We start from the raw sequence: 15207 nt of genomic DNA, 5'->3' as shown, positions 1-15207 counted from the left end.
GTCGTTTCTACTGGCGGCCCGTCTCGGGGCCGGTGGAAAGCTCAACCCCAAGGCGTGTCACATCGTTCCCCGCCTCGGGCCTGTCGCCCTTCACGGATAGCTGATCCGCCCGCCGCACACAGGTGCGGGCGCGCCCGTGGTTTCGGGCCCCGAGGTCGGCAATCCGCGCAAAACCCGAACGGCCAGCCAGCCGAAGGCCTGCGCCTCGATCATGTCGCCATCAAGCCCCGCCGCCTCGACGGGGACGACTTCGGCCGCGACCCTGCGCGCCAGCGCCGCCATCATGGCGCGGTTGTGCCGTCCGCCGCCGCAGACCAGAAGCGTCGCCGGCGGTCGCGGCATGAAGGCCATGCCCGCGCCCACGGCAGCGGCTGTGGCCTCGGTCAATGTCGCTGCGGCATCGGCATCCGAGAGATCGGCCACAGCCGTAGACAGACTGCTGAAATCGTCGCGATCGAGCGATTTAGGCGGCAGGCGCGTGAAATAGGGATGGGCGAGAAACCCGCCGATCACGCTTTCCGAGACAGTGCCCGACAATGCGAGCGCCCCGCCCTCGTCACGCTCGCGGCCCAGACGCGCGCGCATCAGATCATTGACCGGCGCATTGGCGGGACCGGTATCAAAGGCAAGGCAGGCACCCGGCGCCTCGGGGCCCGCGGCCGACGGATCGACCCAAGTGATATTGCCCACCCCGCCCAGATTGAGAAAAGCGACCGGCGCTTGGGGCAGATGCCCTTGTCCCACAGCCCAATGCGCGCAGGCCCAATGGAAGAAGGGGGCAAGCGGCGCTCCCTCCCCGCCTTGGCGGACATCTTCCGAGCGGAAATCCCAGACCACCGGACGGCCGAGCGCGCGCGCAAGCGCCGCGCCGTCGCCCGCCTGATGCGTGCCGCGCCCCTTGGGGTCATGGGCCAAAGTCTGGCCGTGATAACCGACCAGCTCGGCCTCGGGGAAATCGGCGGCAAGACCGGCATGGGCCGCAACCGACAAGGCGGCGGCCTCGGCCACGCCCTCCCCACCCTGCCAGCGCCCCAAAGCGGCATGAAGCACATGCGCCTCGTTGTCACCATAGGCCGCATAGGCGCTGCGTCCAAAGCCCGCGATGCGGATTCCGTCGGTTTCGATCATCGCGGCATCGACGCCATCCAGCGAAGTGCCCGACATCATGCCCAAAGCGCGTATAAACCCGTCCATCAATGGCTTTCCCTTGATCACCCGCATCGGTATACCCGTCACGTTCGAAAGGAAAAGACCATGACATACCATGCCAAGTCCGAATTCATGCGCGTGATGATCGAGCGCGGCTATCTGGCCGATGCGACCGATATCCAGGCGCTTGACGAAGCCCTCAAGGACGGTCCGGTCACGGCATATATCGGCTATGACGCGACCGCGGCGAGCCTGCATGTCGGGCACCTGCTGAACATCATGATGCTGCGCTGGTTCCAGAAGACCGGCCACAAGCCGATCACGCTGATGGGCGGCGGCACGACCAAAGTGGGCGACCCCTCGTTCCGCTCGGACGAGCGTCCGCTGCTGACCGAAGACCAGATCCAGTCGAATATCGACGGGATGCAGAAGGTTTTCGCGCGCTACCTCGACTACGGCGAGGATAAAGCGCGCATGCTCAACAACGCCGAATGGCTCGACAATCTGAACTACCTCGAATTCCTGCGCGACATCGGGCGGCATTTCTCGGTCAACCGGATGCTGTCCTTCGAATCGGTGAAATCGCGTCTGGATCGCGAACAGTCGCTGAGCTTCCTCGAATTCAACTACATGATCCTGCAGGCTTACGATTTCCTCGAGCTGAACCGCCGTTACGACTGCAAATTGCAGATGGGCGGTTCGGATCAGTGGGGCAATATCATCAACGGGATCGACCTGACGCGCCGCGTGCTCGATCACGAGATCTGGGGCCTGACCTCGCCGCTGCTGACCACCTCGGACGGCCGCAAGATGGGCAAATCGGCGGGCGGTGCGGTCTGGCTGAACGGCGACATGCTCTCGCCCTATGATTTCTGGCAGTTCTGGCGCAACACCACCGATGCCGATGTCGGCCGCTTCCTCAAGCTTTACACCGAGCTTCCGGTCGAGGAATGCGACCGTCTGGGCAGCCTTGAAGGTCAGGCGATCAACGACGCGAAGATCATCCTCGCCAATGCGGTCACAACGCTGCTGCACGGCGCGGAAGCCGCCGCTTCGGCCGAGGCGACCGCACGCAAGGTCTTTGAAGAAGGCGGCGCGGGCGGCGATCTGGCCGAGGTTTTCGTGACCATCCCGCCCGAAGGCATCACGGCCAATGCGGCTTTGGTCGAAAGTGGTCTCGTCGCTTCGGGCAAAGAGGGCAAGCGCGCCTTCCAGGGCGGCAGCGTCAAGTTCAACAACGAGAAAAAGACCGATCCGCAAGAGATCATCGCGACCGAGGATCTTCTGGCCGGCATCAAGGTCTCGCTCGGGGCCAAGAAGCACTTCATGCTCAAGGGCAAGCAAGCCTGAGTCGGATCCGCGATCAAGCGAACCAGAAGGCCGGAGGAGACTCCGGCCTTTTTGCTGCGCCAAGGGACGCGAGGGGCCGCTAAAGCGCGCCTTGCCAATCGCGAATCGCGTCGACCGGCCAGACCAGCATCACGATGTTCAGCGCCAACCCGTCGCGGATCACAATGGCCAGCATCACCTCGGAGATCACGGCCAGCGCGAGGGACAGCCGGACGGGCAAGCGATAGGCGAGCCAAAAGCCCAGCATCATCGCCCCCATATCGGCCACCGAATTGATCACGCTATCGCCGTAATAATCGAGCGAGATGGTGACCGCACGGTAGCGCTCGATCACCGCATCCGAGTTTTCGACCACCTCCCATACCGCCTCGATCAACGTGGCGACGACCAGCCGCCAGCCGAAGGACAGCGGCGTCTGCTCCCTGCCCCGCACCAGCATGGCCAGCCAGATCAGGGCATAGAACAGGAAGCCGTGGGTGATATGCGAAAAGCTGTACCAATCGGCGAGATGCTGCGAGTTCTCTGAACTGAGCACGGTGCCGTGCCACAGCTTGACCGTTCCGCAGGTGCAGATCAGCGGTCGGCCAAAGCCCCAAAGCACGAGCGCGGCCGCCAGAACGATTGCCGCGGCAATGCCGAAGGGCAGCAGGCGGCGGGGGCCTCGGCTGTGGTCGGGATTGGGTGGCAGGGGGGCGGTCATGTTCATGATGACGACAGAGCATCTCTGGCCCGCGCCGTCTACCGGCCTTCGCGCGGGTGCCTTAATGGCCCCGCATTTTGCGCCCCGACAGCATCGGGCCGGAAACATCGCGCCTGCCGGATGAAACAAGCCCCGCCGGAGGTCCGACGGGGCTTGCCGAATGGTCTTTGCCGGAAAACTTATTCCTGAACGGTGACCTTCACCATGACATCGGGCTTGTCGACCAAACCATTGGCCGCCTCGTCGCCCTTTTTGATGGCGTTGAGCACGTCCCAGCCGTCAACCAGCTGACCGACGACCGTATATTGGCCGTTCAGGAAATCCGCCGGTGCCAGATCGATGAAGAACTGGCTGTTGGCGGAATCGGGGTTCTGCGAACGCGCCATGCCGACGGTGCCTGCGCCGAAAGGCACATCGCTGAACTCGGCTTTCAGGTCGGGCAGTTCCGAACCACCCATCCCCGCACGCGAAGTGTCGCCGTCTTTTTTGCCGTATTGCACATCGCCGGTCTGGGCCATGAAGCCGCCGATCACACGGTGGAACACAACACCGTCATAAGCGCCCGATTTTGCCAGCGAAACGATCCGCTCGACGTGTTTGGGGGCTTTTTCGGCGTTCAGATCCAGAACGATCGTGCCTTTGGACGTGCCTGCGGCATCGGCGACCTCGATCACGAGATTCGGGCCCGGACCATCGGTCACACCCGGCAGACCTTCGGCGAATGCGGCCGGAGCGGCAAGCGCGACAGCGGAGGCGAGAAGAAGCTTACGCATTGTCTTCCACATCCTTCGCGACCTTGACCGAGATCATGCGGTCGGGGCTCGCCGGCGGCTCGCCGCGGACGATTTTGTCGACATGCTCCATGCCCGAGATCACGCGGCCATAGACCGTGTACTGCCCGTTCAGGAAGTGGTTGTCGCCGAAGTTGATGAAGAACTGGCTGTTGGCCGAGTTCGGGTTCTGCGAGCGTGCAGCGCCAAGGGTGCCGCGGTCATGCGGCAGGCGCGAGAGTTCCGCCGGCAGGTCCGGCAGGTCCGAGCCACCCGTGCCGGCGCGGCGCGGGTTGTAGTCTTTTTCCATATTGGCGTGTTCGACATCGCCGGTCTGGGCCATGAAGCCGTCGATGACACGGTGGAAGGCCACGTTGTCGTAAGCGCCGGCGCGGGCCAACTCTTTCATGCGCTCGGCATGTTTGGGCGCCACGTCGGGCAGAAGTTCGATCACGACCGGACCGTCCTTCAGCTCGATGATGATTGTGTTCTCAGCGTCTTTGATCTCGGCCATCGAGGGTTCCTCTTTTACTGGTCTGTGCCAGAGTTAAGCCTTTCGTCCGTCTTGGACAACGGCTGACAGCGGTTTAGCGAACCCGAGGGGGAGCGTCAGTTGACGATAATGTCAACATGATAGAAAAACCGCAGTGACAGCGAAAAGTCGCGGAGAGGACCCGAACATGGCAAATTTCAAAACCATTGACGACATGGATCTCGAGGGCAAGGTCGTCCTTGTGCGCGTCGACATCAACGTGCCCGTCGAAAACGGTCAGGTCACGGATGCCACCCGGATCGAAAAGATCGTCCCCACCGTCAAGGATATCCAGGCCAAAGGCGGGATTCCGGTGCTTCTGGCGCATTTAGACCGCCCCAAAGGCCAAAGGGTCCCCGCGATGAGTCTGGCGCAGCTGCTGCCCGCGCTGGAGAAAGCCATGGGACAGCCGGTCAAATTCTCGGAGGAGACCATCGGCGGTCCCGCCAAGCGCGCGGTTGCCGATCTCAAGGCGGGCGACATCCTGCTTTTGGAAAACACCCGCTTCTATCCGGGCGAAGAGGCCAATGACCCTACTTTCGCGGCTTCGGTCGCGGCTCTGGGTCAGGTCTATGTCAATGACGCCTTCTCGGCGGCGCATCGCGCCCATGCCTCGACCGAAGGCATCGCGAAACTGCTGCCCTCGGCGGCCGGTCGCCTGATGCAGGCCGAACTGACCGCGCTCAATGCAGCCCTCGGCGCGCCCGAGCGTCCGGTGGTCGCCATTGTCGGCGGCGCGAAAGTCTCGACCAAGCTCGAACTGCTGACCAACCTCATCGAGAAGGTCGACCATCTCGTGATCGGCGGCGGCATGGCGAATACCTTCCTCGTCGCCAAAGGCATCGAAGTCGGCAAATCCCTTGCCGAGCGCGATATGGCCGATACCGCCCGCGACATCCTGACGAAATCGGTGACCACCGGCTGCACCATCCACCTGCCGGTCGACATCGTTGTCGCGCGCGAATTCAAGGCACATGCCGCGACCGAGACCCTGCCTGCCGACCAATGCCCCGAAGATGCGATGATCCTCGATGCGGGTCCGGCGACCGTAGCCGCGATCGCGCAGGTCTTCGAGGCCTCGCGCACGCTGATCTGGAACGGCCCGCTCGGCGCGTTCGAGATCCCGCCCTTCGACATGGCCACCAATGCCGCGGCCAATGCGGCGGCCGCGCTGACCAAAGCGGGCAAGCTCGTGACCGTCGCAGGTGGCGGCGATACGGTGGCGGCGCTGAACAAGGCCGGTGTGGCGGATGATTTCACCTATATCTCGACCGCAGGCGGCGCTTTCCTCGAATGGATGGAAGGCAAAGAATTGCCGGGCGTCGCAGCCCTGATGCGCTGAGCAAACAAGCGGGATAAAAAAGGGGGCGCGGTTTCGCGCCCCTTTTTCAATCGTGCCGCCGCGTCGTTTGCGGCTTTTGCGAACTGCTTGGCCACAGGCGGCAAAACGCCGCCCCGATCACCTCAGGCACGACCTCCGTGCCCCGAGCCCGCTTGCGCCATGCGGACCAGAACCGCGCGGCGTATGCGGGCGCAGGGTTAATTGCTTGTCGCCGGAGCGGCCGGCGCGGGTGCTGCCGTCTCTGGGGTCGTGGTCGCTGCATCGGGCGTGGCGGCGGGCGGCGTGACCAGCGCGGCGGGGGGATCGGTGCGCTCGAGATCGTTTTCGTTCACATCCTGCGACAGGATCCACAAAAACGTGCCGATCCCGACCACGAAGGCAATCGCCAGCGCGATCATGAAGGGACGGGTCTGACGGATCTGTTCGGGAATGCCGGAAGGGTCTTCGTTTGCCATCGGATATCCTCGCAACTATGCAAGAATCAAACGCAGATCGTGTGACGGGGTTCCCGTTAGCGCAACCTTGATTGCCCTTCCCGAAGGGTCTGCTATCAGCGCGTCAATCTGGAAAGGGGAGCTTCCAATGCAAATGACAGATACGGTTCGCAAAATCCTCGCCAATTACGAAGGCGAAACGCCCGGCGTGAAGGCACAGCTCGCCCGAATGATGATGACGGGTAAACTGGCCGGCACCGGCAAGATGATCATCCTGCCCGTCGATCAGGGCTTTGAACATGGTCCGGCACGCAGCTTTGCCGCCAACCCGGCAGCTTACGACCCCCATTATCACTACCAGCTGGCGATCGACGCGGGGCTGAACGCCTATGCCGCACCGCTCGGCATGATCGAAGCCGGCGCGGATACCTTCGCAGGCCAGATCCCGACCATCCTCAAGGTGAACTCGGCAAATTCGCTGATGTCGGAAACCGCCGGCAAGAACCAGGCGATCACCGCGACCGTCGACGACGCGTTGCGTCTGGGCTGCTCGGCCATCGGCTTCACCATCTATCCGGGCTCGGATATGGCGCTCGACATGTTCGAGGAAATCTCGGCCATGCGTCAGGAAGCGGCTGCCAAAGGCATCGCGACCGTGATCTGGTCCTATCCGCGCGGCGAAGCGATCACCAAGGACGGTGAAACCGCGATCGATATCGCAGCCTATGCCGCACAGATCGCGGCTCTGGTCGGCGCGCATATCATCAAGATCAAGCTCTCGACCGACCATCTGATGCTGCCGGAGGCCAAGAAGGTCTACGAAGACAAGAAAATCGAGATCGAAACCCAGGCGAAGCGCGTCGCGCATTGCATGCAGGCTTCCTTCAACGGCCGCCGCATCGTCGTTTTCTCGGGCGGCGCGGCAAAAGGCGCGGATGCGGTCTATGACGACGCACGCGCAATCCGTGACGGCGGCGGCAACGGCTCGATCATCGGCCGCAACAGCTTCCAGCGCTCGCGCGAGGACGCTCTGGCGATGCTTCAGCAGCTGGTCGACATCTATCTCGGCAAGGCCTGATTTAGGGCTGTCCGCGCCGGATCCGGGGGCCTGCCGCCCCCGCACCCCCGCGGGTATTTCCCTGATGAAGAAAAGCGGATCGGAAAGGGCGTCTTCGGGCGCCCTTTTCTTTTGCCTCCCTTTCCCTTTCAGGCGGAAAGCCCTAGGTTCTGGGGCGAAGTCAGAAGGATTGCCCATGTCGTTTTTCTCGAAGCTCCGCGAGCGTTTGACCCGGTCCTCGTCGAAAATCGGCGAAGGGCTTGATGATCTGGTGAAGGAAGGCGCGCAAACGCCGGTTGTGCCGCCAGTTGCCCCGACGGTCGATCGGCCTGCCGAACAGGCCGTTGCCGAAACGGCCGAGCCGCAGGCCCCCGTGCAACAGCCCGAGGTTCGGGCCGAGGTGGCCCCTGAAGCGCCCAAGGCGCCTGTCGCACCTGTGACCCAAGCGCCGGAGCCTGCCGCACGCGCAGCGGCTATGCCCCCTGCATCCGTGCCGGTCCCGCCCCCTGCCCCGACCGCTGCGCCCGAAAGCGCCGCCGCCAAGCCCGGCATGATCGGGCGCCTCTTTGGTCGTGGCGACAGCGAACCGCGTCGGGAATTGAACGACGAGATGCTGGAGGAGCTCGAAGAGATGCTCATCCAGGCCGATATGGGCGTCGAGACCGCCTTGCGCGTCACCGCCAATATCGCCGAGGGGCGTCTTGGCCGCAAAATCTCCTCGTCGGAGCTCAAGGAGCTTCTGGCCGAGGAAATCGCGCGCATCATGGCCAATGTCGCCAAACCCTTGCCGATCTATGCCAAAAAGCCGCAGGTCGTGCTGGTTGTCGGCGTGAACGGCTCGGGCAAGACCACGACGATCGGCAAGCTGGCAAGCCAGTTCCGCGCTGCGGGCAAGAATGTGATGATCGCGGCGGGCGATACTTTCCGCGCGGCGGCGGTCGAGCAGTTGCAGGTCTGGGGCAAGCGCGCGGGCGTTCCGGTTCTGACCGCGCCCGAGGGCAGCGACCCCGCGAGCCTTGCCTTTGACGCGATGTCGCGGGCCGAGGCCGAGGGCATCGATCTCCTGATGATCGACACTGCCGGACGCCTGCAGAACCGTCAGGATCTGATGGAGGAGCTTGCGAAAATCGTGCGCGTCATCCGCAAGAAAGACCCGTCGGCACCGCACAACACCCTGCTGGTTCTGGATGCGACCACCGGCCAAAACGCCCTGCTTCAGGTCGAAACCTTCCAGAAGCTCGCCGATGTATCGGGCCTCGTGATGACCAAACTGGACGGAACCGCGCGGGGCGGCGTTCTGGTCGCGCTCGCCGACCGTTTCGGCCTGCCGATCCATGCGATCGGGGTGGGTGAGCAGATCGACGATCTCGATGCCTTTGATCCGAGCGATTTTGCACGCGCACTTGTCGGGCTGGACCATTAAGCGCCAAGCCGCGTTAACCCATTCTTACCATATGGCGGGCTAGCTTGCAGGGAATCATCTCTTTCCCTGCAAGGAGCACTCTCGTGAAGCCCCATCTTCCGCTGATCACCGCAATGGCCCTGATGCTGGCCGCTTGCGCGCCTCCGACCGCGACGGTCGCCGATTTCAACGGCGACAGCGTCAAGATCCAGACAAACCAGATGGCCTCGAATGCCGAAGAGGCCAAGGCCAATGCACAGACCGAGGCAGACCGCGTCTGCCAGAAAGGGCATCGCAAGCGGGCCGAATATGCCTCGACCCGCGCTTTGCCGAATTACATCAACGAGCATCTCTTCCTCTGCCTGAGCTAACCGGGGCAAAGAAAGAAGGGCGCGGTCCTGCTAGCGGCTGGCCGGCAGTCCGATCTGGGCGAGAAAAGCGTCCAGCTCGGGCTGGCGTGCCGAACGGCTGGCGAAGAGCGTCGCTTGCGAGCGCAAGATAGGGTCCGCGTCGATGATCTTGAGGTGGTTGGCCCGCAAGGTCTCGCCCGAAGAGGTGATATCGGCAATCGCCTCGGCGGTGAGATTGGCTACGGTGCCTTCGGTCGCGCCCTGGCTGTCGACCAGTTGGTAATCGGCAACCTCGTGATCGGAGAGCCAAGCCCGCACCAGACGATGGTATTTGGTGGCAATGCGCAGACGGAAGCCGTGGGCGATGCGGAAATCGCGGGCAATTGCCGCGAAATCGTCGAGGCTGTCGCAATCACGCCAGCAATTGGGCACGGCGAGGATGAGATCGGCATGGCCGAAGCCCATCTGCGCGACCTCGACCACATCCGAGCGCCAGCCGGCCAGTTTTTCGCGCACCAGATCCGTGCCCGTCACACCGAGCTCGATCCGGCCCGCGGCCAGTTCGCGCGGGATTTCACCCGCCGAGAGCAGGACGAGCGAGACGCCCTCGGCCCCTTCGACGCGGCCCGAATATTCGCGGTCCGAGCCTGTGCGCGACAGTTTGACGCCGCGTTCGGCGAACCAGTCGAAGGTCTGCTCCATCAGCCGTCCCTTGGACGGAACCCCCAGACGGATCATGCCTGCGCCTCCAGTTCTGCCAGAAGGCCGGGGCGGATGATTCCGCCGACTGCCGGAATTTCGCGGCCCTGCCCCAGCACCTGGGTCAGCGCGTCATAACGCCCGCCCGAGGCCACAGGCGGCCAATCGGCGCGATGGGTAAAGAAGGAGAAGGTCATGCCGTCGTAATATTCCATCGACTGCCGCCCGTGGCTGGCATCAAAGCGGATCGCGGCGGTATCGACGCCCAAAGCCGCGATCCGGTCCAGACGTTTGGCGAGCCGCTCGACCGCAGGTGCGATCTGGGGAAGCTCGCGGGCGACCCCGCGCAATTCGGCCAGGGCGCCGGGGGCGGAGCCGGTGATCGACAGCAGATGCTGAAGACGCCCCGACCATTCGGGCGCGAGCGGAGTTTCGTCGGCAATCGCATCCAGACGCGCGATGCGGGCCTGCATTTCCTCGGGGCTGCGCAGACCGGTCCAGATTCCGGCTTCCTCGCCGAAATCGCGGCGCGGGGCGGGACTGGAAAAGCGGGCAAGGCAGGCGCGGAACCGTTTGGGCTGCCAGATATAGTGCAAGAGCATGTCGCGGCGCGCCGGAGAAAGCGGCAAGGCACGCACCGCCTCGAGAACGAGGCTCATATCGCCCATCACCGCCGACAGGCGATAGGGGCGCAAAATGCCGGCAAAGAGCGTGAAGACCTCGGCATCGGCATCTTCTTCGCGGGCGAAAAGCTCGAAACCGGCCTGAAGATATTCGTTCTCGCGCGGGTGCTCGGGACGGGTATCACCGTGGTCCTGCTTGCGGAAAACCTCACCCAAGTAGCAATAGCGCGCGGGCTCCGCACCCTCGGCCATATGCATCTGGACGACCGGCACGGTGAAGTCGGGGCGAAGCATGACCTCGCCCCGGACCGGATCATGGGTGACATAGGCGCGGGCACGGATATCCTCGCCGTAAAGGTCGAGAAGCGTCTCGGCCGGAAGCAGGATATCGGGCGCGACCTCGATGGCACGGGCAGCGCGAAACTCCGCGAGGACGCGCTGACCGATTTCCTGACGCAGACGCTTGTCGGTCATTGGCCGATGATCTTTCTGACGCCGGCGACGAGATCGGTTCGCGCCACTTCGGTCTGGGCGGGCTGGGCCTTCCATTCGTCAAGGCTGGCTTCGGCTGCGATCTTTGCGCCGAGGATCAGGTCCTTGACCTGAACGACACCGCGCGCCGCCTCGTCCTCGCCCTGGATGATCGCGACCGGAGATGCGCGTTTATCGGCGTATTTCAACTGGTTGCCGAAGTTTTTGGGGTTGCCGAGATAGACTTCGGCGCGGATCCCAGCCGCGCGCAGCTCGGCGGCCATGGCCTGATAATCGACCATGCGCGCCTTATCCATCACCGTGACGACGACCGGCCCGTGGTTGTCGCGACCGGCCAAACCTTTGGCGCGCAGCGCGGCCAGCAGACGGTCGACCCCGATGGAGACCCCCGTCGCGGGAACCTTCTGGCCGGTGAAGCGCTCGACCAGACCATCGTAGCGACCGCCGCCCGCGACCGAGCCGAACTGGCGCTTGCGCCCCTTTTCGTCAAGGATTTCAAAGGTCAGCTCGGCCTCGAAGACGGGGCCGGTATAATAGCCCAAGCCGCGCACGATCGACGGATCGATAACGACACGGTCGGGGCCCACGCCCTGCGCGGCCAGAAGATCCGCGATCTGGGCCAGCTCGTCCACACCCTCGGCCCCCATTTCGGAGGCACCGACCGCGGCGCGCAGATTGGTCAGCGTCGCGCCGTTGTCCGCACCTTTCGAGGTCAGGAAGGCCAGCACCGGATCTGCGGCCTCGGCGGCAAGTCCGATCCCGTCGATAAAGGCCCCGCTGTCGTCCTTGCGGCCGGTCGTGAGCAATTCGCGCACGCCCTGCTCGCCGATCTTGTCGAATTTGTCGATGGTGCGCAGGACCGCATCGGCCTGCTCGCCCGCCGTGACGCCCATCTCCTCGAGGATTCCGTTCAGGACTTTGCGGTTGTTAACGCGCACGAGATAGTCGCCGCGCTGGATGCCCACCGCCTCCAGAGCATCGGCCAGCATACCGCAGATCTCGGCATCGGCCGCGACCGAGGCCGAGCCGACGGTATCGGCGTCGCATTGATAGAACTGGCGGAAGCGCCCCGGTCCCGGTTTCTCGTTGCGCCAGACCGGCCCCATCGCATAGCGGCGGTACGGGCTGGGCAGATCGTTGCGGAACTGGGCCGCGACCCGGGCCAAAGGCGCGGTCAGGTCGTAGCGCAGGGCCAGCCAGTCGCCCGAGCCGCCGCCCGGCACATCGGCTTCCTGCCAGGCAAAGACCCCCGCATTGGGACGGTCGACATCAGGGAGGAACTTGCCGAGCGCCTCGACGGTCTCGACGGCACTGGTTTCCAGCGGATCAAAGCCATGGCGATGGTAGATTGCGGCGATGCGGTCCAACATCTCCTTGCGTTCCGTGACATCCGCGCCGAAATAGTCGCGAAAGCCCTTCGGCGTCTCTGCCTTGGGACGGGGCTGTTTTTTCTGATCCTTGGCCATCGCTGTGCCCTCTGGTGATTGCAGGCAAGGATCTAACGGATGGAGGCTTTATGGACAAGCCAAGGCAAGACCAGATCGAGCGGCTGGAAGAAAACGTGGCGCATCTGACGCGTCTGACCGACGACCTTTCGGCGATCGTGGCGCGGCAGGAACGCGATCTCGAGCGTCTCGCCCGCCGCGTCGGCATGCTGATGGAGCGCGAGGCCGAGCGCGAAGCCAATCAGGAAGGCACGATTCCGCTCGCCGATCAGCGCCCGCCGCATTGGTAATCCCCAAGCGGCGAGGCTTTGACGATCAGGAAGCCTCGTCGTCCTTGGCCGCAGCCGCAGCCGGAGCAGCGACGGGTGCCGGAGCCGCAACAGCTGCGGGCGTGACCGCCTGCATCGGCTGGCTGAAGGGGCGTGCGCTCGCCGCTGCGACCGGCGCGCCTGCAAGCGGGCGGCGGAAGACCAGAACATTGTGGTAAACCGTCGTGCGGCCTGTCAGACCGCTGCGCTCCTCCGAGGGCAGGGTCTCGGCGCGGATATATTCCCAGCCCTCCGCCGCCATTTCGTTCAGCGTCGTGGTGAAGGCGATCGAGAACCGGTCCGAGGGCGTTTTCGCACCGCGCGCCTTCTCGCCGCGATCGGGGGCGGGAATGACGGAATATTCGAAGCTCATCGTCTGTGTCCTGCTGTAAAACTTGGACAAAACGTAACGGAGATCGCGCGGAAGGGAAAGATAACTCTGCCGGTCAATTGTCCATATGCGCAGGAAGCAACCGGCTTGCGGTCGCGAGCCCCGAGCGTGGGCCGCGTCCATCCCCGAGATCATGAAATGACAGGAACGCAGAACCTCGGCCTTTTCGCCAAAGCGGCCAGAAGATCGTCGCTTGTCGGGCCGGAAGGCGCCAGTCTGCGTCGCGCAAGAACCGCGGAGATCGCGCATCATTCCCGTCCATTGCATCGCCTGCACCACGACCGGCACCCAGAAGGCGCGCGGAAGTTGCTGCTTGCTTTCGGGCAGCAGCCTTGCCGGATGAAAGATTACCATAAAGGCGGCGCGGCAACGGCGGAAGCACCCGAGCCGCGGGCGGGTCAAAGAGCGCATTCCGCGCCCTGCCCCGCAACCGGAAAAAGCGGCGCGAGGGGCACAACGGGATAATCACCGTCGCGCCCCCGCGCCGCCAGTCGTTACTGTTCGAGCTTCTTCGCGACCAGCTCGTTGACGGCGGCCGGATTGGCCTTGCCGCCGGTGGCTTTCAGGACCTGACCCACGAACCAGCCCGCGAGTTTGGGGTTCTGCTTGGCCTTTTCGACCTGATCGGGGTTCGCGGCGATGATTTCATCCACCGCTTTTTCGATCGCGCCGAGGTCGGTGACCTGCTTCATGCCGCGCGCCTCGACGATCTCGGCGGGGTTGCCGCCTTCGGTCCAGACGATCTCGAACAGATCTTTCGCGATCTTGCCGGAAATATCGCCCTTGGTGATCAGATCGACGATCGCGCCAAGCTGGTCGGCCGAAACCGGCGAGGTGGCAACCGAGAGGCCCTCTTTGTTCAGACGGCCGAACAGCTCGTTGATGACCCAGTTTGCGGCCTGTTTGCCGTCACGACCCTTGGCGACCGCCTCGAAGTAGTTCGCATTGTCGACCTCGGCCGTCAGAACGCCCGCGTCGTAATCCGAAAGACCCAAAGCGGTGATGAAACGCGCTTTCTTGGCATCGGGAAGCTCGGGCAGGCTGGCGGCGATATCATCAACCCACGCCTGCTCGATTTCCAGCGGCAACAGATCGGGATCGGGGAAGTAGCGGTAATCATGCGCCTCTTCCTTGGACCGCATCGAGCGCGTCTCGCCCTTGTCGGGATCGTAAAGGCGCGTTTCCTGATCGATCTTGCCGCCGTCTTCGATGATCGCGATCTGGCGGCGCGCTTCGTAATCGATGGCGGCCTGAATGAAGCGCAGCGAGTTCATGTTCTTGATTTCGCAGCGCGTGCCGAGATGGCCGAAATCGCCGGTCTCGATGAATTTCTCGTAATCGCCCGGACGGCAGACCGAGACGTTGACGTCGGCCCGCAGGTTGCCGTTCTGCATATTGCCGTCGCAGGTGCCCAGATAAAGCATGATCTGGCGCAGCTTGGCGACATAGGCGGCAGCCTCTTCGGGGCCGCGGATATCGGGACGGCTGACGATTTCCATCAGCGCGACGCCGGTGCGGTTGAGATCGACGAAGGACATGGTCGGATCCATGTCGTGGATCGACTTGCCGGCATCCTGTTCAAGGTGGATGCGCTCGATCCGGACGCGGCGGGCGACGCCCGGCCCCATTTCGACGATCACTTCGCCCTCGCCCACGATCGGGTGATAAAGCTGGCTGATCTGATAGCCCTGCGGCAGGTCGGGATAGAAATAGTTCTTGCGGTCGAAGGCCGAGCGCAGGTTGATCGCGGCCTTGATGCCAAGACCGGTCCGCACCGCCTGTTCGACGCAGAATTCGTTTACGACCGGCAACATCCCCGGCATGCCGGCATCGACGAAAGCGACATGGCTGTTCGGCTCGGCCCCGAAGCCGGTCGAGGCCCCAGAGAAGAGTTTGGCATTCGAGGAAACCTGAGCGTGGACTTCAAGCCCGATCACCAGTTCCCAATCTTGCTTTGCACCCTGAATGACCTTGGGTTTCGGCGGGGTAAAGCTGAGTAGATCAAGCATCGCGATATCCTTGCATATTAACTGGCGTTCTAGGGCCGCGAGCGCCTTTGGGCAAGAGCGTGGCGCCGCATTCGCCCGCCAAGCACCGCCTTTGCGCCGCGAAAACGCGCAAGAGGCGCGTCCGTGAGCTGTCCGGTACGCCCGATGAGGGCGG

Annotated in this window: 16 protein-coding genes; 6 read left to right on the top strand and 10 right to left on the bottom strand. The window is 63.6% G+C overall.

Translation table 11 applies throughout. The annotated features are described in order from the left end of the window. Positions 1–90: 90 nt before the first annotated feature. Positions 91–1194, bottom strand: coding sequence for an anhydro-N-acetylmuramic acid kinase (locus ACFFUC_RS03895; protein ID WP_377683738.1), 1104 nt, complete (start codon positions 1192–1194; stop codon positions 91–93). 60 nt (positions 1195–1254) lie between these two features. Here ACFFUC_RS03895 and tyrS point away from each other — a divergent pair, with 60 nt between their 5' ends. Next, complete coding sequence (tyrS, locus tag ACFFUC_RS03890; RefSeq protein ID WP_377683736.1) at positions 1255–2499, top strand: tyrosine--tRNA ligase; 1245 nt, start codon at positions 1255–1257, stop codon at positions 2497–2499. A 79-nt stretch (positions 2500–2578) separates the two neighbouring features. Here the strand turns inward: tyrS and ACFFUC_RS03885 are convergent, their stop codons facing one another. The 3 genes from ACFFUC_RS03885 to ACFFUC_RS03875 all read right to left on the bottom strand — a co-directional run bounded on the left by ACFFUC_RS03885 (position 2579) and on the right by ACFFUC_RS03875 (position 4483). After that, the gene (locus tag ACFFUC_RS03885) at positions 2579–3205 is read right to left on the bottom strand and encodes a DUF2585 domain-containing protein (protein WP_377683734.1); all 627 of its coding nucleotides are present in this window, start codon (positions 3203–3205) and stop codon (positions 2579–2581) included. 173 nt (positions 3206–3378) lie between these two features. Further along, the gene (locus tag ACFFUC_RS03880; RefSeq protein ID WP_377683732.1) at positions 3379–3972 is read right to left on the bottom strand and encodes a peptidylprolyl isomerase; all 594 of its coding nucleotides are present in this window, start codon (positions 3970–3972) and stop codon (positions 3379–3381) included. Continuing rightward, the gene (locus tag ACFFUC_RS03875) at positions 3965–4483 is read right to left on the bottom strand and encodes a peptidylprolyl isomerase (RefSeq protein WP_377683728.1); all 519 of its coding nucleotides are present in this window, start codon (positions 4481–4483) and stop codon (positions 3965–3967) included. The genes ACFFUC_RS03880 and ACFFUC_RS03875 overlap by 8 nt, the downstream gene beginning before the upstream one ends. A 166-nt stretch (positions 4484–4649) precedes the next feature. Between ACFFUC_RS03875 and ACFFUC_RS03870 the strand changes: the two genes are divergently transcribed. Next, positions 4650–5843, top strand: coding sequence for a phosphoglycerate kinase (locus ACFFUC_RS03870; protein WP_377683727.1), 1194 nt, complete (start codon positions 4650–4652; stop codon positions 5841–5843). A gap of 197 nt (positions 5844–6040) precedes the next feature. On the opposite strand, the gene ACFFUC_RS03865 is transcribed toward ACFFUC_RS03870, so the two are convergent. Then, a complete protein-coding gene (locus ACFFUC_RS03865; protein WP_377683724.1) occupies positions 6041–6298 on the bottom strand; it encodes a hypothetical protein in 258 nt (85 codons plus the stop codon). 127 nt (positions 6299–6425) lie between these two features. Between ACFFUC_RS03865 and ACFFUC_RS03860 the strand changes: the two genes are divergently transcribed. The 3 genes from ACFFUC_RS03860 to ACFFUC_RS03850 all read left to right on the top strand — a co-directional run bounded on the left by ACFFUC_RS03860 (position 6426) and on the right by ACFFUC_RS03850 (position 9107). Beyond that, positions 6426–7355: a class I fructose-bisphosphate aldolase gene (locus ACFFUC_RS03860; RefSeq protein WP_377683722.1), complete on the top strand. Its 930-nt coding sequence runs from the start codon at positions 6426–6428 to the stop codon at positions 7353–7355. 175 nt (positions 7356–7530) lie between these two features. Beyond that, complete coding sequence (gene ftsY, locus ACFFUC_RS03855) at positions 7531–8757, top strand: signal recognition particle-docking protein FtsY (RefSeq protein WP_377683720.1); 1227 nt, start codon at positions 7531–7533, stop codon at positions 8755–8757. An 83-nt stretch (positions 8758–8840) separates the two neighbouring features. Next, positions 8841–9107 (top strand): hypothetical protein, encoded by a 267-nt coding sequence (locus ACFFUC_RS03850; RefSeq protein ID WP_377683718.1) that lies wholly within the window; start codon positions 8841–8843, stop codon positions 9105–9107. Between the two features lie 30 nt (positions 9108–9137). On the opposite strand, the gene hisG is transcribed toward ACFFUC_RS03850, so the two are convergent. The 3 genes from hisG to hisS are packed head-to-tail and all read right to left on the bottom strand — an operon-like array spanning position 9138 to position 12366. Next, positions 9138–9824, bottom strand: a complete 687-nt coding sequence (gene hisG / locus ACFFUC_RS03845; RefSeq protein ID WP_377683716.1) for an ATP phosphoribosyltransferase — start codon at positions 9822–9824, stop codon at positions 9138–9140. Continuing rightward, a complete protein-coding gene (locus ACFFUC_RS03840) occupies positions 9821–10882 on the bottom strand; it encodes an ATP phosphoribosyltransferase regulatory subunit (RefSeq protein ID WP_377683714.1) in 1062 nt (353 codons plus the stop codon). The genes hisG and ACFFUC_RS03840 overlap by 4 nt, the downstream gene beginning before the upstream one ends. Continuing rightward, positions 10879–12366: a histidine--tRNA ligase gene (gene hisS, locus ACFFUC_RS03835; RefSeq protein ID WP_377683712.1), complete on the bottom strand. Its 1488-nt coding sequence runs from the start codon at positions 12364–12366 to the stop codon at positions 10879–10881. The genes ACFFUC_RS03840 and hisS overlap by 4 nt, the downstream gene beginning before the upstream one ends. Positions 12367–12416: 50 nt before the next feature. Between hisS and ACFFUC_RS03830 the strand changes: the two genes are divergently transcribed. Next, positions 12417–12635 (top strand): SlyX family protein, encoded by a 219-nt coding sequence (locus ACFFUC_RS03830; protein ID WP_377683710.1) that lies wholly within the window; start codon positions 12417–12419, stop codon positions 12633–12635. A gap of 25 nt (positions 12636–12660) precedes the next feature. On the opposite strand, the gene ACFFUC_RS03825 is transcribed toward ACFFUC_RS03830, so the two are convergent. Together ACFFUC_RS03825 and gatB are read right to left on the bottom strand one after the other, a co-directional pair. Beyond that, positions 12661–13026, bottom strand: a complete 366-nt coding sequence (locus tag ACFFUC_RS03825) for a DUF4177 domain-containing protein (RefSeq protein ID WP_377683708.1) — start codon at positions 13024–13026, stop codon at positions 12661–12663. A gap of 512 nt (positions 13027–13538) precedes the next feature. Continuing rightward, positions 13539–15053 carry an Asp-tRNA(Asn)/Glu-tRNA(Gln) amidotransferase subunit GatB gene (gatB, locus tag ACFFUC_RS03820; protein ID WP_377683706.1) on the bottom strand — a complete coding sequence of 505 codons (1515 nt, stop codon included), beginning with the start codon at positions 15051–15053 and terminating at the stop codon, positions 13539–13541. Positions 15054–15207: the final 154 nt, after the last annotated feature.

This window comes from Paracoccus cavernae (genome assembly GCF_042430175.1).
Taxonomy (GTDB): Bacteria; Pseudomonadota; Alphaproteobacteria; order Rhodobacterales; family Rhodobacteraceae; genus Paracoccus; species Paracoccus cavernae.
This window is presented reverse-complemented; position numbering and strand designations above follow the sequence as displayed.